This window comes from Actinomyces sp. ZJ308 (assembly GCF_011752065.1).
GTDB lineage: Bacteria > Actinomycetota > Actinomycetes > Actinomycetales > Actinomycetaceae > Actinomyces.
This window is the reverse complement of the sequence record NZ_JAAIJY010000013.1, coordinates 21,536-40,193: the sequence shown is the minus strand read 5'-3', so window position 1 is coordinate 40,193 and position 18,658 is coordinate 21,536. Positions and strand designations below refer to the sequence as shown.

The following is an 18,658-nucleotide window of genomic DNA, read 5'->3' as shown; positions in this document are numbered from 1 at the left end:
TACGGCTAACCCCCGGCCAGTGGCAACCGAACGTCGTGGAGTACGCCCAGCAGGCCCCGGCACAGGCCCGGGCTCAGCCCGACGACGCCAATGCCAACCGGTGCAGGCTCCCTCATCGACACTCCATAGACAAGCCGGAGCCCTTCATATACATCTTGACCTGCTTGATGCACACTTCATAGACACTCAGAGACCCTTCATGCACACTTTATATACAATGAGCGCGTGATTGTTGATCTGGATGACCTCACGGAGGCGCTCGCCCGCCTGGAGCTGGAGGGCGGCGACTGCCTGGAGATCGAGGCGAAGACCTTCTCCGAGTACTCCCCTACCGCCCTCGGTCCGACGCTCTCCGCCTTCGCGAACCTTCCCGGAGGCGGCACCATCCTCCTCGGCGTCAGTGAGAACCCGGTATCCGTCGTCGGAGCTCAGCATCCGCACGACCTCATGCAGGCCCTCGTTTCGCAGGCCCGGCAAGGTTTTTCGAGCGAGATCGCTGTGGATCCACGTGCCATCGCCATTGACGGGAAGACCGTCGTCGCCGCCAACGTGCAGGAAGTCCCGGTCAACAGCAAGCCATGCCGGTGGAAGGAGACGGGATCGGCCTACCTGCGCCAGTACGACGGCGACTACCGCATGTCTCAGCAGGAGGAGCAACAGCTGCTTCTCCGGCACCGGCGTCCTCGCGAGGACTCAGTCGCCGTCCCCGGCACCACCGCGAAGAGCCTCGACAACAACCTGGTCCAGCGCTTCCTTCGGTCGGTACGTACCGGCACCACCGCGCTCACAGGCCAGTCCGACGCCGAGGTTCTTCTCAACCTAAACGTTCTCACCGACGACGGAGAGACGACCCTGGCAGGACTGTATGCGCTGGGGCGTTACCCGCAGAGACACTTTCCCGGCCTGTCCATCACAGCCGCCGTCACCGACACGAACGACGGAGTCAGAGCAACAGATCGACTCACGATCGCGGGCCCTCTGCCTCAGATGCTCACTGACGCCGTCGACTGGGTCGCACGCACCGCGCAGACCCGCATCCGGTTCGGAGATGACGGGCATGGCCGAGACGTCCACGAGTTCCCACTCATCGCGGTTCGCGAGCTCATCGCCAACGCGCTCGTCCACCGAGACCTCTCCGAGCCCGCCCTCTCGAAAGGGGTTGAGATCCGCCTGCTGCGCGACCGTCTCATCATCTCCAGTCCAGGAGGTCTGTGGGGGTTGAGCGTGGACCAGCTCGGTACACGCGATGGGAAGTCCGCGGTGAACGAGCACCTCTACACCATCTGCACCTTCGCCACGGACTATGAGGGACGGCGGGTGATCGAAGGCCTCGGCTCCGGGATCCGGGAGGTCCGGCGCGCCTTGCGCGATGCGGACATGGAGTCCGTCCGCTTTCAGGACACCGGAGTACGCTTCACGGCCCTGCTCCCCCGCAGCGCGCTTCTCTCACCTGAAGACCTCAGCTGGCTGTCCGACCTTGAGACACACGGTCTCAGCGTCGAGCAGCGCCATGCACTCGTCGAGATGCGGCATGGAAGATCGTGGACGAACTCCTCCTACCGCCGTCGCTTCGGCGGTGACTCACAGCAAGCCCGCCGTCACCTCCAGGAGCTGGTGAGCCGGGGCTATGCCGAGGCCCGAGGACAGCGCGGTGCCACGTCCTATGCCTTGGTCTCCGACGAGGCCCGCTCGACCCCCGACGTCGAGGACACCATTCCCAGCGAGATCTCCACCCTGTCCACCAATGCGGCTGCCGTCTGGGCCTGTCTGGAGAACGGGCCCCGCACGCGTCAGCAGATCGTCAAAGCCACACGGCTGTCCGCGCGCCAGGTGATGTACGCACTCAGACGCCTCAGGGAGGCCGGAGCGGTCCTGACAGATGGCCGTCAGGGCGACATCACCACCACCTACCGCCGAGCCTGACGGACATTCCTGACTGGAGCCTCGGCCCGGCGGCCAGAGCCGTCCGCCCCGGCCGTACTGCACGAACCTCAGCACGTATTGGAGGACACTTGGCTGTACTCCACGACGGTCTGGGTGTCGTGCAGTACGGCTAACCCCCGGCCAGTGGCAACCGAGCGTCGTGGAGTACCCCCAGCAGATCCCGGCGCAGGCCCGGGCTCGTCGCGGACGCACCATCAGGCCCGGCGACTGCCCCCTGCGGGGCCGTCTGCGAGACCGATGGTGCGTCCGCGGCGCCAGACAGGTTGCCTGGCGGGTTCTCGCCCCGGCCCTACCCGGCGGCGGCCGAGGCCTGGGCCGGGGGTACGGCGCCTCCGGCCAGGAGCTGGCGGGCGCACAGCCCGGCGATGCACTCCTCGGCCGGGTTGAGCCCGAGCCGGTTGACGTCGATGTGCAGCAGGTCCAGGGCCCGGCGCCCACCGGTACCCGCGCCCATGACGCCGATGGCGCGCCCGGCGTCGTCGGCCAGCTCGCCGACGGCCCCGGCCGCCTGGCTCCAGGACGGGATCTCGTCGAACTGGAACTCGATGACCTCCAGCAGCTGCTGGACGATCGGCCCCAGGGCGCTGCCGTCGCGCAGGTGCGCGGGCAGGCGCGAGCCCCACATCCGCAGGTGAGCGGAGAGCAGCTCGGCCTCGGGCAGCGGCGCGCTACGCGCCGCCAGGGCCAGGAACCGAGCCGCCAGGGCCGCCCGTGGCACCGAGCGCGGGATCTGCCAGATCTGGTGGTCCAGACACCACCGGCTGGAGACGTAGAAGTGGCGCTCGGCCTCCTCCACGCCGGCCACGCCCCCGTACTTGTCGTACTCGGGGCCGTAGACGCCGAAGGCGATCCCGGGCCGGCTGGCACCGATCCCCCCGGTCATGGGGTCGGAGACGAGCCGCTCGACCGTACGCACCTCGGCCCGCCGGGCGACGGCGTCGAGCTCGCGCATGCTCGCGTAGGCCTCGTCCAGGACGCCCTGGACGGCCTTGAGCCGCAGACGGATGTGATGCCCGCGCAGGTCGACGAAGCGCAGGAAGTGCGCCGAGCGGATGTCCCACTGCCCGCGGGCCCGGGCCAGCCACTGGGCGATCTCGGGCAGCAGCTCGTCGGTGTCGTCCCCGCCGGCACAGTAGATCCGCGCGTACAGCCAGCCGACGTCCTCGGCCTGGTTGACCAGCGCCGATCCGCGTTGACGCACCGAGCTGTGCTGGGCGCGCAGGCTGCCGAAGTCGGCGGCCGCCATCTCCAGGGGCTGGATCCCCGGGATCGAGCCCCCCACCTGCGGGGTGGCGCCCCCTCCCCGACTGTCCGGGCCGGTCTGCCCGCCCGGCCCGGACTGTTCAGCCTGCTCGCCCGCCCGGGAGCGCCCGCCGAGCCAGCGCAGGCGCCGGGAGCGGGTGAGCCGGCTGGGCTGGTTGCGCTGCTCGCGCCGGCTGGACTGGGGTTCGTCGGGCGTACTCATGCCATGCCTCCCAGGTTCTTGGGCCACTGGAGTCCCACCAGGTACTCGGCCACCGTCGGCTCGCCGTCCTGCGTGAGCCCCAGGGCCTCGCCGCGGGCCGGAAGGGCCTCGACGAAGCTGATGTGCGCGGCGTCGGGATCGATCCAGCCCCGCAGCGCCAGCAGCGAGACCGGTGAGGACAGGTCCACGTAGCGGGGCTTGTGCTGGTCGAAGGTGGCCCCCTGGGAGGGCATGTGCTGGTGGACGAACACCTCCACCGGTATGCCCCACTGCTTGCGCAGGTCATCCATGTGCAGCAGGGTCGTCGTCAGGTCGCGGTCCATGAGCGGGGCGATCTGGGCGGCCGGGAAGGTCCAGGACTCGCGGCGGGTCACCAGACGGCCGGCCACGGCCCGCTCGGAGTGCAGGACCTCGTCGGGCAGGGGGCCCTTCAGGTCCCGACGCCGGCTGGTCCAGTGGTCGGCGAACGGGGGCAGCCGGGACCACGGGTCGCTCAGCAGCACCAGCCAGGACAGGTAGCCGCCCAGGAGGTACTGGGGCGTCAGGCCCAGGTAGGCCAGGCCCACGGGCCCGGCGTCGTCGGCCAGGAACAGGGTGCTCGTGGCCGGATCGTGGACGAGCCGCAGGGAGCTGAGGGGGACCGTGTCCGGCGCCCCCGGCTCGCCGGGCAGGCCCAGCGGCGGCAGGAGCCCGCAGGAGACGGCCTGGCCGGTGTTGCACTCGGTGCTGGCCTGGATCTCCAGCACCCGCTCGGTGCCCCAGGCGGTGCGGATCCGCGAGGCCAGGCGCTCCCGGAAGCCGGCACCCAGGAGCCGGTGGAAGCGGGCCTGAAGGGAACCGTTGGCGTTGGTGAAGGCGTTGACGACCGTGAGTCCCCCGCCGGCGGCGTAGGTCCGGGCGCTGGGGGCCACCGGCTGGAGGAAGGCGCCCAGGTGCCGCGGAGATCCGGACAGCCCGCCGGGCAGGGCGGCGCGCTCCGTATCGGGCCCGGCGGCGTAGTCGAGCCCGGCGGCGCGCAGCATCTCCTCGTCGCCGTCGGGGGCGTGGCCCAGAGTCATGAAGAAGGCGAGCGGGTCCTTGCACACCCCACCGTTTCCGAACAGTGAGACGAACCGGGCCACCATGAGGTCATAGATGTGGGAGCGGGCCACCCAGGGGTCGGCGAGCTCGGCCAGGGTCTGCACGTCCTGGGAGAAGGGGGCGTCCTCGAGCGGATCGGGCCAGCTGCGGGCGGACTCGCGGTCCTCGTAGAGGAAGCCGCTGGGCCGCTCACCGAGCTCGCCGGCGGGGAAGACGCGCTCGGCCAGGCGCACCGTGCGGTTGAGGAGCTCGGCGCGCGTGGGCCCGTCGGCCGCGGCGATGACCTCGTCGAGCCGGGCCAGCCAGGCCAGGTCCTTGCCCCACTGGCGCTGCTGGTCCGGTGAGAGCGTGGCGGCCAGCAGCGGGAAGGGGTTCTCCCCGCGGTACCAGGGCACGCGCGGCACGACGGCGCCCGAGGCCAGCAGCCGCTCCAGGCGCAGGCGCGGGTCGGCGCCGCCCACGCGCTCGCAGGCGTCGCGCACGCTGAGCACGGCGTGCATGCCGCCGCCGGTCAGGGCGTCGTGGGTCTCCTGGAGCCAGCGGGCGGGCTGGACGGCCTCCTGGCGGAAGACCATCCCGTTGCCGTACTCGTGCTCGCCGACGACGGTCAGCATCTCCGCCTCGTCCTCGCCGGGCGGGAACTGCCCGTAGGCGCCGGCCGGGCCCCGGCCGGGGGCGCTGACGGCCCGGCGCACGGGGGCGGGCTCGAGGTAGAGGGCGCCGTCGGGGGCCAGGTCCTGAGCGGTGGCGCTCAGGATGCGGTAGGCCAGGTGGGTCGCCACCATCCGGTGACTGCGCCCGGCGGAGGGCTGTCCGGCCTCGTTCACGGTGGTCAGCCCCGAGAAGGGGCTGGTCTTGAGGGCCGCCCGGGTGGCCAGGGTGTAGAGGGTGCGCAGCACGCGGGGGTCATCCAGCCTGCGGCCGCGGGAGGCCAGGGTGGACACGAGGGCCGGGGCGGCGATCGCCAGGGCCTCCTGGTAGCCGGGCTCGTCGAGGCCGGCCGCCAGCAGCTCGCGGCTGCGGTCCAGGTCGACGTCGACGAGAACGGCCAGGCGCCCGCGGGTCTCCTCCTTGCGGGCCACCAGGGCGTCCCAGCGCTCCAGCAGGGCACCGACCTCGCCCGGCAGGGCCTTCAGCACCTCTGCGGTCAGGCCGGTGGCGCGCCCCTGGAAGACCCGGCGCTTGGCGCGCAGGACCAGGCGGCGCTCGGTCTTGGCCAGGGTGGGGATGAGCTCGTAGAGCGGGTCGAGCAGCTGGTTCGCGGCGCCGTCGAGCACCTCGTCGAGCCGGCGCAGGTACTCCAGGGTGCCGGTCACCGCGGCGCTGGTCTCGGGAACGGCCCGCACGGGCAGTCCTCCCAGGCGCACGAGGGTCGGAAGGGCCACGGCGGGCTGGGCCAGGGCCGGGGGCTCCGGGGCGGGATCCGTCACCGTCTGCGGTGCGGCGGGGGACGGAGCGGATGGGACGGGCTCCCCGGGGGTCACGGCGGATGTGGGCTGCGGCTGTGGCTGTCGGGATGGGGAGGCACCGGCACGGGACAGAACCGGCTGCGTCATAGGAGGAAACCTTTCACGAGGACGTACAGCCAGTAGCCTATCCATACAATGCTCATCACGAAGGCCAGGAGGCCGAGGAGACTGCACAGAAGCCCGTAGACGAAGTAGCCCCAGCGCACCGCGGGCCGCAGGACGGCCAGTCCCGGCGGCAGGGGCCGGCGGGACAGGACGCAGCGCAGAACGAACATGGAGCGCCCGCGCAGGTTGACCGAGCCGGTGGCCGCCTCGGCCGCGGCGACGCCGTCGGACTGGGTGAGGGGGTTGAGGTTGGTGACGAGCATCGTGAGCTGGAAGGCGCACAGGGTCAGGGCCACCTGGCGCACCGTTCCCGAGGAGGCCCAGGCGACGGCCGCCTCCAGGCCGCACACGACGCCGTCGGAGAAGATGCCGGCCAGGGCCAGCATGGTCAGCCCGCTTCGGGAGCGCACCCGGTAGGAGTCGGTGCGGTCGACGTAGGCGATGGGGATCACCCAGAACATGAGCGCCACCCCCAGCCCGCGGATGGGGGTGCCCAGGTAGCCGGCGACGATGGCGTGCCAGGACTCGTGCAGCAGGATGCTCACCAGCTGGATCGCCACCGCCGTCACCACGACGAGGGCGCCCGGGCGGGGGCCCCCGGCCAGGGAGCTCAGCGCCATGGCGCCGGCCGCGTACCCGCAGGCCGCCAGCGCCAGGAAGAGCCAGCTGAGCGCGCGGGCCGGGAGGCGCTGGAGCAGGGTGACGACGGGGGCGACGATCCGGTGGTACTTGCGGGCGATAATGATGCGGGGCAACCACCACCCTCCGCTGCGGCGCGGCTGCTCGACCTTGAGGTGGCGGGCCTGACGGGGCTGGGCGGTGTGGCGCCCGTGGGTGCGTCTGGTGCGTGCCGGGGCCGCGGGCGCCGTGGGCGCGGTGGCGGCGGGCTCGCCGCCCGCCAGGAGGCTCTTGTCGCGCAGGTTGTCGACCAGGCTCGTGATGCGCCTGGCGCCGGCCTCGTCGATGTCCTGGGGCAGCTCCTCGATGATGGTCGGCAGGGAGCGCACCCCGTCGAACTGACCCACGATGAAGGCCGCGGCCGCCCCGAGCCGGTGGTACTTGCCCGAGTCGGAGTCGAACAGCATCGGCTGGTTGTCCATCCCGACGATCAGACTCACGCCGCGGCGCAGGCGCGGGACCGGGCTCGTCGGGGCGCTGGTGCTGCTCATCGCCGTACTCATCACCGTGCTCATCGTGGGGTCATGGCTCCCTCAAGTGGGTTCGCGGGGATCCGGACGCCGTTGATGGCGGGCAGGAGACCCCGGTCTCCTGCCCGCCACCGTGGGGTCGTCAGCAGGACGTCGTCGACGCGCTGGCCGCACAGGACGGGCACGAGGCCGACGCGGCGCTGGACGGGCACGAGGCCGAGGCCGCGCTGGCCGGACAGGACGCGCTCGCGCTGCTGAAGGCGCAACCCAGGGCGTTGCCCTCGGGGAGCTCCTCGACGCCGAAGTCACTGTCGGCGAGGGTGAGATCAATCGCGCTGTTCGTCATATGCTGTTCACCTCCTTCTCTTACACATGTTGTCGGGCAGGAGCAGGGCCCGATCGGGCCCTGGGGGTCCGGTCTGCCGGGACCGGACCCCAAACCCCGCGAACGGGGTGGTCTGTGGAACTCTCTGATGCGGTATGCAGTTCTGGGTCGTTTCCGGACCGCTCTCGCTGCCGATGAGCCGGCGGCGCGCGGGTGAACCGGGGCTAACCGTCCGCCGCACCGGCGACCGGGCCGGCCACAGGGCCGGCCACGGTGACGGCGAACATCTGGTGGCGGCTCACGCCGTCGGAGTCCAGCAGGTGGCGCACCGCGGAGGTGGCGAAGCCGGCGAAGACCGTCCCCACCAGGGAGCGGGCGACGGCGCGCAGATGGACGGAGTAGATGAGGGCCGCGCTACGGCTCATGGTGAAGCGGTAGCCGGCCGCCCCGCCCCAGGCGTCGGCCTGATCGAGGTTGGCGGCCACCGAGACGATGGCGCCGGCGCGGGCGAACTCCTTCTGCACCGTCATGCCCTCGATGACCTCCGCATCCGGCAGGGGACGAACGAGGTCGACGCCGTCGAGCCTCACCCGGTAGATGCCGGGGTCGGCGCCGCGCGGGCGCAGAAGGAGGACGAAGGGCTCCAGGGGGCAGGCCGCCGCGTCCTGGCCCCAGGTGCGCGCGTCGTCGGCCAGGGCGTCGCGGACCATGGCCATCAGGGACTCGGCCTCCAGCGGCTCGGTGCCGTAGCTGGTGGATGACGAGCGGCGCTCGAAGGTCTGGTGCAGGTCATGGGGGTAGGCCGCCTGGGGGCCGGGTCCAAGCGCATCCGGCACCTGGCAGGCCAGCGGCGGCCGCGGACGGCGCGCGGCCAGGCCGTCGGAGGTCGGCTCACCCGCTCGGGCGGAGGATCCGTCGGAGAAGCCGCTGATGAGCTCGCGCAGCGTCTCGAAGTCAGTGCGCACGGCTGCCTCCCAGGTCGACGACGATGCAGGCCGGTTCGCGGGCCGGGTCGGTGCCCAGCGCCCGGGCGATCCGCTGCTCGTCCCAGCGGGCCCGGGCACGCAGCGGCACCCCCAGGGCGTCGGCGACGAGGCGGATGACCTCGAAGGAGCAGCCGCAGTCCTGGACCGCGATCCGCAGGGCGAAGGAGAAGTACTTGCGGGCCACCTTGTCGACGTTGCCGGTCAGGACGATCCGGGCGCCGACGCCGCCCGGCACCGTGCCCTCCGATTCGGCCCTCTCGCCGGGGGCGGGGCCGATGAGCGCCAGGGCGTGGTCGCGCTCGATGTAGACGTAGGTGCCCGGGGCCGGCCGCCCCTCAGCGGCTCCCTCCTGCGCCCCCGTCTCGGGGACCAGGACGTAGGCGGTCACCGAGCCGATGTTGCCGCCGGCGGCCGTCCAGCGGCGCAGCTTGGCGCTCAGCGGGGTCCGGGCGGCGTCGGCTGTCTCCTGGCCGGCGGGCCCGGCGGGCTCAGGGCCCAGCGGCTCGCGCACGCCCACCGACAGCGCCAGGATCGTGGCGAGCTCACTCAGGGTGGGATGGGCGACGTCGGGCTCGCTGCTGTCCTCGCTGATCGGGTGGACGACCGGCCAGGGCTGGTCGAGGCGGCCCAGGTCGGCGGGCGGCAGCGGCGTGCGCGGGCAGACCGGCCAGTCGCGGAACTCGCGCTGGAGGCGCAGGTTGGAGGGCTTGTAGTGCTGCTGGTGGCCCTTGGAGTCCACGAAGGCCGCCGGCGGGATGGCCACGGACTGCTCGTAGCGGGCTCCCACGGGGGCCGACGGCGCCACCGGCACCGGGTTCTCGCCCTGCCCTGCGACCGAGCAGACGGGGCAGCCGGGGCGGGAGACGACCGGATGGTCGGAGTAGGTGAAGGTGGCCAGGTCCGTGCGCCGGGCGTCCCCGGGCAGGTGGGTGACGGTGGCGCGGGCGATGAGGGCGGCCACGGCCCGGGCGGCCAGGCCGATGACGATGTCGCGGCGGGCGGCGTCGGGGCGGGGGCCGAGCTCGGGCTCGTCGGCGCTCGCGCAGGCCAGACAGGGCGAGAAGCTCTCGTCGACGTAGGGGCCGACCGTGACCGCCTCCTGCTCGGCGCGCACCCGCAGCAGCGGGATCCCGGCCTCGCGGCACCGGCGCGCCACCTCCTCGGAGCGGTCGGCGGAGTCGATCGTCTCGACCAGGACGACGAGCGTGTCCCCCCGGCGGGGCGCGCCGTCGAGCCGGACATCGGGCAGCGTGGGCTCCAGGGCCGCGACCATCTCGCCGGCCAGCTCGTTGTCCCCGACGACGGCGACCCGGGCGGCGGCCAGGCGGCGGGCGGCGTCCTGCCAGGAGTCGTTGACCCCGGTGGAGTCGCCCAGGCGCGACAGGAGGCGCGCCAGCTCGGGGGCCGGCTCGCCGGGGGCGGGCTCGGTGTCGCCCTCCTCGACGATGCCGCCGGTCCACAGCAGGGAGACGGCCTCGAAGACGGCCTGGGAGCCGATGCCTGTGATCTCGCCGATCTCGTCGAGGGTGCGGGTGCCGTCGCAGGCCTCGAGCAGGGGGCCCATGTGCTCGCGGGCGAAGGCCCCGCCCAGGACCTGACTCTTGCGGGCGCCGTCGACGATCCAGCCGCCCTCGTCGGGCCGGGCGCGCAGACCCAGGCGGACCACCGGCTTGCGGGGGATGCGGAACTGCAGGTCGCGGCGGGCGGCCCGGCCGACGTCGCCGGCGCGCATGAGGGAGTCCCCGGCCATCTCAGGCCACCTCCTCTCGGCGCTCGGGCAGGAGGGCCGCGAGCGCGGGCAGGCCGTCACGGCGCCCCTCATAGCGGCCCGAGCAGGTCTCGCAGCGGTCCACGGCCACGGTCGGTGAGCAGGTGGTGATCCCGGAGACGAGGTCGATGGTCCACACCCGGCCGCCGATCTCCGGAGGCTCCGCAGCGGCCGTGGTGGCTGTGGTGGCCGCGGTGACTGGGGCGGCCCCGGCGTCGTTGATGGCGCTCTCGGCGTCGGCCGCGCCGGTCCCGGTGGCTCCCGCTGTGGCCGGCTCCTGGCGGTCGAGGGTCTGGAGGGCCAGCGAGATGAGTCCGGCTCCCAGGACCACGTGGTGGTGGGCGTAGCCCTGCTCCAGCGGGCCGTGCTCGGCGGCCACCTCCGGGGGCAGCGGGCGGTAGCCGTGCTGGCGGCGGCGCCGGTCGTAGCAGCGGTAGCAGGCGCTGCGGCCGGGGACCACGAGCGGTCCGCAGCGCAGCTCGGTGGGGAGGAGCTCCAGCCCGAGCGAGGGCATGCCCCGGGTGAAGGACAGGGTGTCGAGGTCCTCGCGCAGACCGGTCTGGTCGGGATCCGCGATGAGCACGGCACGGTCGGCGTAGGGGACGTAGGCGCTGACCAGCCCCTGGTCGACCGGTACGACGACGTCGTCGGGCCCGGCGAGCCGCGCGGCGACGGCGCGCGCGAACCCGCCCTGGGGCAGGTAGGCCGTCACCGGCCCCGAGGGGGCCTGCTGTGCCGGCTGCTGTACCGGCTGCGCAGCGGGTGCGGGCGGCGTCGTGCTCATGGTGGTTCTGGGCTCCTGGGAGACGGTCGGCGGCGTGGTGGACAGTGACATGGCTCAGGCGAAGGGCTGGCGTACGGGGTTGATCCCGGCCTCGTCGTGGACGGTCAGGCCCATGGCCCGGGGCGCCTCGTAGAGGCGGGGGGTGGCCAGGTAGCGGGCGTGGTGGCTGAAGGACAGGGGCATGGCCTGCGGAATGAGGGCCTTGATGACGTGCATGCCGACCTGGCGGGCCTCGTCGGTGGTGATGTCGACGACGATCGCCTCGGCGCCGGCCCGCTCCAGGTTGGCGACGACCTGCTCAAGCGGGTCGCCGGCGTCAGTCCCGGTCGACGACGCCCCCAGGGTGCCGATGCCGCCCAGGGCGTGGACGGGCCGCTCACCCTCCAGGAGGAAATCGAAGATGTGGCGCATGGACAGGTCGGCGTCGGCCAGGGCGCCGCCGACCACGGTGAGGTCCTGACCCTTGATCTCCTGGGCGCGCGGGCCGCGGGCGTGGCTGCGCAGGGCGATGCGCAGGGAGGCGAGCTCGCGGTAGATCTTGGCCAGCGCCCGCTGCGGGTCGATGTCGCAGGTGGCGGCCACGACCTGGGCCAGCTCGGGATCGACCTGGGAGGTCTGGACGGCGTAGAGGGTGGGGACGCCGTAGTCGGTGGTGGCGTCGAACAGGTGGGTCGCCAGCTCGGTGGAGGTGCCGACCCGGTGGTACTCGGCGGCCGCCTCTCCCAGGGCGTCGGGGTCGACGGCGACCGCGGGCAGGCGCAGGCGCTGCAGCCAGGTCAGGGCGATGGAGTCGCGCTCGATGACCTCGAGCAGTCCGCCCAGGACCGCCTCGCGCAGGTCGGAGTGCGCGGCCGTGCCGGTGGAGATGGGGTTGACGAACTGCTCGGAGGGGGTGCGTACCGGGAAGTTGAGATAGACCAGGACGGCCGGGACGAAGACCTCCCGGCCCCGGGTCAGGGACCAGCCGCGCACCCATCGCATCGGGACGCGGGGGTCCGATGCGATGAGCCCGCAGTCGGGGTCCGCCAGCTCGGTGGCCGAGCATGCCGGCCAGTGCTCCGGTCCGATCGCGGCCTCGCCGAGACCGGCGGGGGTGTCCCACACCAGCTCCTCCTCCGTCCATGAGCAGCTGGAGTAGCGTTCCATCGTCTCCACGATCGCGATGTGTCTGGCGCGATCGGCGTCGATGGCCCCGCCGGCCCCGTCGAAGTTGCCCGCCTCGGCACGGTGATTCCAGCTGCGCTGTGACCTCAGCGCCTCAGATGGATCACCCAGAAGACCGGTCCAGATCGCGAAGACCGGCTCTCCGGCCGCCTGGGGCAGCTCGGTGGAACGGGAAACCAGGCCGAAGGGCGACTCGAGGGACGCGGCGCGAGCCAGTGATGGCGCCACACCCTCAATGAGCGCAGAGCGGTACACGGACCCTCCTTCCTGGGAACGACAGAGGAGGCACACTTGGGGGAAGTGCCGTTGGCGAAGAGCCTGCCCGAAGCCGCGAGGCCTTCACATCGCCCTTTCATCTACCGATCGGTCCGCTGTTTGGATAGTCCTACCCGTCCTTTCGTCGGGGCGCGTCTCGGGGGCGTTTACACGGTGAACGCCTTTCTTCAGGTAGTTTGTTCACTGTTCCCAGCAGACCGCGACCCCCACTACCGCGGCCTGCACAGATCTGCCCAAGGAGACACATGTCTTCCCAGATTTCTCCCGATCGTGTCGGCCTCGCCCTGGTCGACGACGACGCGATGGCCCTGGCCCATCTGGAGTCCTATTTCTTCGACGTCGAGGACCTCGTTGTCCTCACCGCAGCACGCTCACCCCGCGCAGTTCTGCGGTTTCTTCAGTCTCATCAGGTCGACGTCCTCATTACCGATGTCCACATGGAGAACATGGACGGCGTGGAAATGACCAGGGAGGTGCTTCGCGTCTCGCCGTCGACCCGGGTCATCCTGCTGACGACCGTCGATACCGACGAGGACCTTCTCCAGGGGCTGGGGGCCGGCGCCAGCGGCTTCCTGCTCAAGAGCGCCCCGGCCGAGGAGATCATCGCGGCGGTGCGCACGGTCCACTCCGGGGCGAAGGTCGTGGCCCCGACGCCGACGACGCGGCTCATCGACTACGCCCTGGCCTCCGTGCGCGGTGCGGACGGCAGCGTCCACCTCTCGGAGCGGGAGCGCGATGTGCTCCACCTCCTGTGCGAGGGCGCCTCGAACCGCAAGATCTCCTCGCTGCTGGCCATTGCCGAGGCGACGGTCAAGTCGCACATCACCGGCCTGTTCCACAAGACGGGGACGACGTCGCGCCTGGAGATCGTGGTGTGGGCGTTCAAGCACGGGTACGCCTCCAACAGCCCCTTCACGATCCCGGCCGCCAGTGCACCCAGCGCCCCGAGCAATCCGACCCCGAGCTCGTCCCCCAGCCCCTCGGAGGCGCGGGGGACGGGGCTCGACCGCTGACGCCCGCCTCCTCCTCGCCTCAGCCGGCCAGTATCCGAAGAAGGGCGAAGATGATGAAGGCGATCACCGCGCCGACCACCTTGAGCGAGCTCGTGTCGGTGCCCGAGGGCGGCGTCGAGCGACCCGGCCGGGGCGGGGCACCGTATCGCCCGGTCCCGTAGGAGGCGGGAGGTCCGGGTGGCACGGTCGGCTGCGGGCCGCCGTAGCGCGGGAACCCGCTCGGCGCCCAGGGGGCGTCCTGCGGATCGACGGCGTAGGGGTCGCGCCGAGGTGCGCCATAGCCCGGTGCGGCCGGCCCGGCGGTGGCTCCGGGGCCCGTCCCCCGGTAGCTGGGCTGCGCGGGACGGCCGGGCGGAGGCGGTGCCGACGCCTGCGGAGCCGGCGCGGTGGTCGGCGCAGCCTGCGCGGGCCGCGGAGGCTGCGCGGTCGTCCGTGGTGACGAGGTGCGCGACGGCGAGGTCCGGGGCGCGGCCGTCCGGGAGGCGGTGCGGGCCGCGGCGGTATGAGCGGCGGCAGTGTGCGGCCTGGCCGTGCGCCGGTTCGACGGCTGCCGCCGCTGGCCTCGTCCGGCCCGGCCGGCCTCGCCGTCGTTGTCGGCGCCGCCGGCGGAATCGGCGTCGTCGAGATCCTCTCCGTGGCCGCCGCCGTCGAAGAGTGGCGAGCCCATGAGCGGGTCGCCCAGGACGGAGCCGAAGGGGTCGTCGCCCAGGCCGATGTCCGAGGGCTCCCAGCCCATGGGCGCCAGCGACAGGGAGTCATCGGCATCATCGGCGTCATCGCCCATCCAGGCCGAGTCGGTATCGGCCTGGGAGCGCCCATCGCCGCTGTCCGGACGGGAGGCGGTCGCCCCCATGCGGCCGACCCAGGCGCGCAGCTCCGGGGAGCAGCCCGGGTTGTCGACGATGACGCCGCGCAGGTCGGGGCGGTTGCCGGCCAGCACCATGAGCCGACCGGCGCCCGCCTTCGGGTCCCGGGCGAGCTGAAGATCGGGGTCCTCTGACGCCCGGCTCGTGCCGGCCGACGTCCCGTGGTCGGTCGAGCCGGGGGCGGCATTCGCAACGGTGGTCATGACACGAGCATCCCACGGCCCCCTCCCCCGTGTCCCGGCTCCGCGCCTATTCGACCGCGCCCATCCGAGGGGTGTACGGGGTCGTGCCGCACAGAGCGATGCGAGGGGACCGGTCTTCAGGGCGCGGCCCGGTGATGTCCATATCTGAGGCCTGCACCTCGGGACCCGGCTCCGCGTTCTCGCCCACGTTCCTGCTGACGGGGCCACTCCACGAGGCCGGGGCCCTACTGGCCAGGGGGTAACCGCACTGCACGGGAGTCCGACCCACGTGGAGTACCCCCGCACCTTGCCCAGTAGGACCCGGACCTCGTGCAGAGCGGTACGTGCAGTACCAGCGAGAGCCAGCAGCGCCGAGAGGCCGCATACCCCTAGGGGGTACTTGACCCGCCTACCCCCTAGGGGTATGTTCGACGTCGAACGAGGAAGAGACGGAGGAGAGATGGCCGGATACACCGGGACCAAGGAGGACTACCTCAAGCGCCTGCGCCGCATCGAGGGGCAGGTGCGGGGCATCTCCCGCATGGTCGAGGAGGACACCTACTGCATCGATGTCCTCACACAGATCTCCGCCGCCACCAAGGCTCTTCAGGCCGTCAGCCTCGGCCTGCTGGAGGACCACATGAGCCACTGCGTCCTGCACGCCGCCCAGGCCGGCGACGAGGAGGGCATGGCCAAGATCCGTGAGGCCTCCGACGCCATCGCCCGGCTCGTCCGGTCCTGACCGCCCCGGTCCGGCCGCCCGGCCGAACCACCTCCTTCCCGTTCCATTCCATCCGCTTTCCTCGCACGCCTCCCAAGGAGTTATAGAGATGACCGAGTTCACCGCCGACGGCGTCGACCGCACCACCACCCTCAAGGTCTCCGGACTCACCTGCGGCCACTGCGTCGCCCACGTCACCGAGGAGCTCGAGGCCCTCGACGGCGTCAAGAACGTCTCCGTCCTGCTCAACAAGGGCGGGCAGTCCATCGTCACCGTGCTCTCCGACGTCCGCCTCGAGGACGCGGCCCTGGCCGAGGCCATTGACGAGGCCGGGGACTACACGCTCGACGCCGTCGAGCGCGACGTCCGAGAGGGCTGAGCCGGCCGACACCGGCCTCCCGCGGTTGCCGACACGACGCCGTCGGAGGGCGGCACCAGGGAAGGAGCCCCAGTCATGAGCGCATCGACCAGCCAGAAGCAGGACGCGCAGCTGCGGACCGTCAACCTCTCCATCGGGGGCATGACCTGCGCCAGCTGCGTGGCCCGGGTGGAGAAGAAGTTGGGCAGGCTCGACGGCGTGACCGCCTCGGTCAACCTCGCCACCGAGTCGGCCCGCGTCACCGCCCCGGGCACGGTGAGCGTCGACGACCTCCTCGCCGCTGTCGCCCGCGCCGGGTACTCCGGCGCCCTGCTGGGCTCCGATTCCGGGGGCACCGGCGAGGTGGACCAGGCCGGCAGCACGGAAGACGCTGGGAGCGCGAGGAGCGCAGCCGACGGCGCCCGTGACCGGGCTTCCGGTCGGGGCACCGCGGGCACCGCTCAGTCCACGGAGCCGGCGGAACCCGCCGCGGGAAAGGTGCCGGTCCCCGCCGGTTCCGGGGAGGGATCCGACACCGCCGCAGCGGCGGTGTCGGCGGGCGCGGCCGGTGCGGCGGGCGCAGTCGACCGCGCGGCTCGGGCGACGACGACGTCGAGCCTGGGCGCCTCGCACGTGGAGCGGGCCGCGGACCTGCGCCGGCGGCTCGTCTACAGCCTCATCCTGTCGGTGCCGATCATGGCGATCTCCATGGTGCCGGCGCTCCAGCTGCCCGGCTGGCAGTGGACGGTGGCGATCATGGCGCTGCCGGTGGCGACCTGGGGGGCGTGGCCCTTCCACAGGGCGGCCTTCCAGGCGCTGCGCCACGGCGCCTTCACCATGGACACGCTCGTCTCCCTGGGGGTCATCGCGGCGACCGGCTGGAGCCTGTGGGCGCTCACCCTGGGCGGCGCCGGGCACATCGGCATGCGGATGAGCATGGAGCTGCTGCCCCGCTCGCAGGGGCACGCCGCCCACATGTACTTCGAGTCGGCCGCGTGGGTGACCACCTTCCTCCTGGCGGGCCGCTACGCGGAGGCGCGCGCCAAGTACCGCTCCGGCGACGCCCTGCGGGCCCTGCTCGAGCTGGGCGCCAAGGAGGTGACCCGGGTGGTCCTCACCTCGCCGTCGGGCAGCCGCGACGTCGTCGACGTCCTGGACGAGGACGGCTCGCCGCGGGCCGACGCGGTCCGTACCGAGGAGCGCATCGGCATCGACGACCTGGCGGCCGGCGACCTGTTCCTCGTGCGGCCGGGCGAGAAGGTGGCCACCGACGGCGTCGTCATCGAGGGCCGTTCGGCCGTGGACGCCTCACTGCTCACCGGCGAGTCCGTGCCCACCGAGGTCGAGGCCGGTCAGGCCGTCACCGGAGCGACCGTCAACACCTCCGGCGTGCTGCTCGTGCGGGCCACGGCCGTGGGCGAGGGGACGACGCTGGCCCGTATCGGGCAGATGGTGACGGCCGCGCAGGCGGGCAAGGCCCCCATCCAGCGCCTGGCGGACCGGGTCTCGGGGGTGTTCGTGCCGATCGTCCTGGTGCTGTCGGCCGCGACGCTGGCGGGCTGGCTGCTCACCGGGAACAGCCCGCAGGCGGCCTTCACCGCGGCGGTGGCGGTGCTCGTCATCGCCTGCCCCTGCGCGCTGGGGCTGGCCACGCCGACGGCGCTGCTCGTCGGCTCGGGCCGGGCCGCCCAGCTGGGCGTGGTCATCAAGGGCCCGGAGGTGCTGGAGTCGACGCGGGCGCTGGACACGATGGTCATGGACAAGACCGGCACGGTGACCCAGGGGCGCATGAGCCTGGATGTCGAGGCCTGCCGCGAGGTCCCCGGGGCTCACGGCCCGTCCCCGGACGAGGGCTCTGCGGTCTCGGGGACGGCGGGCGCGCTGCCGGATGACGCGGCTGCCGGCGCCGCGGACCCGACGTCGTCGCAGGCCCGGGATACGGCCGGTGCCGGGGCGCAGAACGCCGCGGGCCTGTCCCCGCTCGGGGACGAGGCGCTGCGCCTGGCGGGCGCCGTCGAGTCGGCCTCGGAGCACCCGGTGGCCGCGGCGATCACGGCGTCCGCCCGCGAGCGCCTGGGCGCCCTGCCGGCGCCTGCCGGCTTCTCCAACCACGAGGGCCGGGGCGTGTCGGGAACCGTCGAAGGGCGTCGAGTCGCCGTGGGCCGGCCGGACTGGCTGGCCCACGAGATGGGGGTCGAGGTTCCTGAAGCTCTCAGTGCCGCCGTGGAGAAGGCTCAGGACTCCGGGGCCACCGCCGTCGTCGTAGCGGTCGGGGCGGCCGATGGCGCAGTGGCCGACGCCGCCGATGCCACCGGTGCCGCCGGCGAGGGCGCTGACCGTCCCGCCTCCCCCGATGGTTCCGGCGCGGGCGCGAGCGGCGCATCGCTGCGGGCTGTGGCGGTCCTCGTCGTGCGCGACACGGTGCGTCCCTCCTCACGGGCGGCGGTGGCCGCACTGCGCGAGCTGGGGATCCGCCCGGTGCTGCTGACCGGGGACAATGCCCGGGCCGCCGAGCACGTGGCGGCTCAGGTGGGGATCGACGCCGCCGACGTGCGTGCCGAGGTGCTGCCCGCCGACAAGCGCGACGTCGTCGCCGCGCTGCAGGCCGAGGGCGCGGTGGTCGGCATGGTGGGTGACGGGGTCAATGACGCCGCCGCCCTGGCCCAGGCCGGGACGCGGGGGCTGGGCCTGGCCATGGGCTCGGGTGCGGACGTGGCCATCGAGGCCGCCGACATCACCCTGGTGCGCACCGACCTGGACGCCGCGGTGGCGGCGGTGCGGGTGTCGCGGGCGACGCTGCGGATCATCCGGCAGAACCTGTTCTGGGCCTTCGCCTACAACGTGGCCGCGATCCCGCTGGCGGCCGCCGGGCTGCTCAATCCGATGATCGCCGGGGCCGCCATGGCCGCATCCAGCGTCATCGTCGTCACCAACTCCCTGCGCCTGCGCCGAGCCGGCTGATCTGGGCCGGGCCGGTAGGGCGGAGCAGCCAAGAACCTATCGG

Annotated in this window: 14 protein-coding genes and 1 pseudogene; 5 read left to right on the top strand and 10 right to left on the bottom strand. The window is 72.7% G+C overall.

Annotated elements, in window-relative coordinates; all coding sequences use genetic code 11:
- Positions 1-225 precede the first annotated feature (225 nt).
- The gene (locus tag HCR68_RS07185) at positions 226-1,923 is read left to right on the top strand and encodes an ATP-binding protein (protein WP_167148111.1); all 1,698 of its coding nucleotides are present in this window, start codon (positions 226-228) and stop codon (positions 1,921-1,923) included.
- Between the two features lie 310 nt (positions 1,924-2,233).
- On the opposite strand, the gene HCR68_RS07180 is transcribed toward HCR68_RS07185, so the two are convergent.
- From HCR68_RS07180 to HCR68_RS07145, 9 genes and pseudogenes are all read right to left on the bottom strand, one after another.
- Positions 2,234-3,409 (bottom strand): thiopeptide-type bacteriocin biosynthesis protein, encoded by a 1,176-nt coding sequence (locus tag HCR68_RS07180; RefSeq protein WP_167148109.1) that lies wholly within the window; start codon positions 3,407-3,409, stop codon positions 2,234-2,236.
- Positions 3,406-6,045, bottom strand: a complete 2,640-nt coding sequence (locus HCR68_RS07175; RefSeq protein WP_243858980.1) for a lantibiotic dehydratase — start codon at positions 6,043-6,045, stop codon at positions 3,406-3,408. The genes HCR68_RS07180 and HCR68_RS07175 overlap by 4 nt, the downstream gene beginning before the upstream one ends.
- The gene (locus tag HCR68_RS07170; protein ID WP_167148107.1) at positions 6,042-7,256 is read right to left on the bottom strand and encodes a PqqD family protein; all 1,215 of its coding nucleotides are present in this window, start codon (positions 7,254-7,256) and stop codon (positions 6,042-6,044) included. The genes HCR68_RS07175 and HCR68_RS07170 overlap by 4 nt, the downstream gene beginning before the upstream one ends.
- Complete coding sequence (locus tag HCR68_RS14215; protein WP_243858987.1) at positions 7,253-7,477, bottom strand: cell envelope biogenesis protein OmpA; 225 nt, start codon at positions 7,475-7,477, stop codon at positions 7,253-7,255. The genes HCR68_RS07170 and HCR68_RS14215 overlap by 4 nt, the downstream gene beginning before the upstream one ends.
- Positions 7,477-7,557, bottom strand: a pseudogene (locus tag HCR68_RS14210) (hypothetical protein); the annotation flags it as partial. The gene HCR68_RS14215 and the pseudogene HCR68_RS14210, both read right to left, overlap by 1 nt.
- A 203-nt stretch (positions 7,558-7,760) precedes the next feature.
- Positions 7,761-8,501 carry a hypothetical protein gene (locus HCR68_RS07160; RefSeq protein WP_167148103.1) on the bottom strand — a complete coding sequence of 247 codons (741 nt, stop codon included), beginning with the start codon at positions 8,499-8,501 and terminating at the stop codon, positions 7,761-7,763.
- A complete protein-coding gene (locus tag HCR68_RS07155) occupies positions 8,491-10,272 on the bottom strand; it encodes a TOMM precursor leader peptide-binding protein (RefSeq protein ID WP_167148101.1) in 1,782 nt (593 codons plus the stop codon). The genes HCR68_RS07160 and HCR68_RS07155 overlap by 11 nt, the downstream gene beginning before the upstream one ends.
- A 1-nt stretch (position 10,273) precedes the next feature.
- A complete protein-coding gene (locus tag HCR68_RS07150; protein WP_167148099.1) occupies positions 10,274-11,074 on the bottom strand; it encodes a cyclodehydratase in 801 nt (266 codons plus the stop codon).
- A gap of 54 nt (positions 11,075-11,128) precedes the next feature.
- Entirely contained in the window at positions 11,129-12,493 is a 1,365-nt protein-coding gene (locus tag HCR68_RS07145) for a YcaO-like family protein (RefSeq protein ID WP_167148097.1), read from the bottom strand.
- Positions 12,494-12,759: 266 nt separating this feature from the next.
- Between HCR68_RS07145 and HCR68_RS07140 the strand changes: the two genes are divergently transcribed.
- Positions 12,760-13,527 carry a response regulator transcription factor gene (locus HCR68_RS07140; protein WP_167148095.1) on the top strand — a complete coding sequence of 256 codons (768 nt, stop codon included), beginning with the start codon at positions 12,760-12,762 and terminating at the stop codon, positions 13,525-13,527.
- Between the two features lie 19 nt (positions 13,528-13,546).
- Here HCR68_RS07140 and HCR68_RS07135 read toward each other — a convergent pair whose 3' ends face one another.
- Positions 13,547-14,596, bottom strand: a complete 1,050-nt coding sequence (locus HCR68_RS07135; RefSeq protein ID WP_167148063.1) for a hypothetical protein — start codon at positions 14,594-14,596, stop codon at positions 13,547-13,549.
- Positions 14,597-15,035: 439 nt separating this feature from the next.
- Here HCR68_RS07135 and HCR68_RS07130 point away from each other — a divergent pair, with 439 nt between their 5' ends.
- The 3 genes from HCR68_RS07130 to HCR68_RS07120 all read left to right on the top strand — a co-directional run bounded on the left by HCR68_RS07130 (position 15,036) and on the right by HCR68_RS07120 (position 18,615).
- Positions 15,036-15,317, top strand: coding sequence for a metal-sensitive transcriptional regulator (locus HCR68_RS07130; protein WP_034472833.1), 282 nt, complete (start codon positions 15,036-15,038; stop codon positions 15,315-15,317).
- A gap of 88 nt (positions 15,318-15,405) precedes the next feature.
- Positions 15,406-15,675 (top strand): heavy-metal-associated domain-containing protein, encoded by a 270-nt coding sequence (locus HCR68_RS07125; RefSeq protein ID WP_167148093.1) that lies wholly within the window; start codon positions 15,406-15,408, stop codon positions 15,673-15,675.
- 75 nt (positions 15,676-15,750) lie between these two features.
- Positions 15,751-18,615: a heavy metal translocating P-type ATPase gene (locus HCR68_RS07120; protein WP_167148091.1), complete on the top strand. Its 2,865-nt coding sequence runs from the start codon at positions 15,751-15,753 to the stop codon at positions 18,613-18,615.
- The last annotated feature ends 43 nt before the right edge of the window (positions 18,616-18,658 follow it).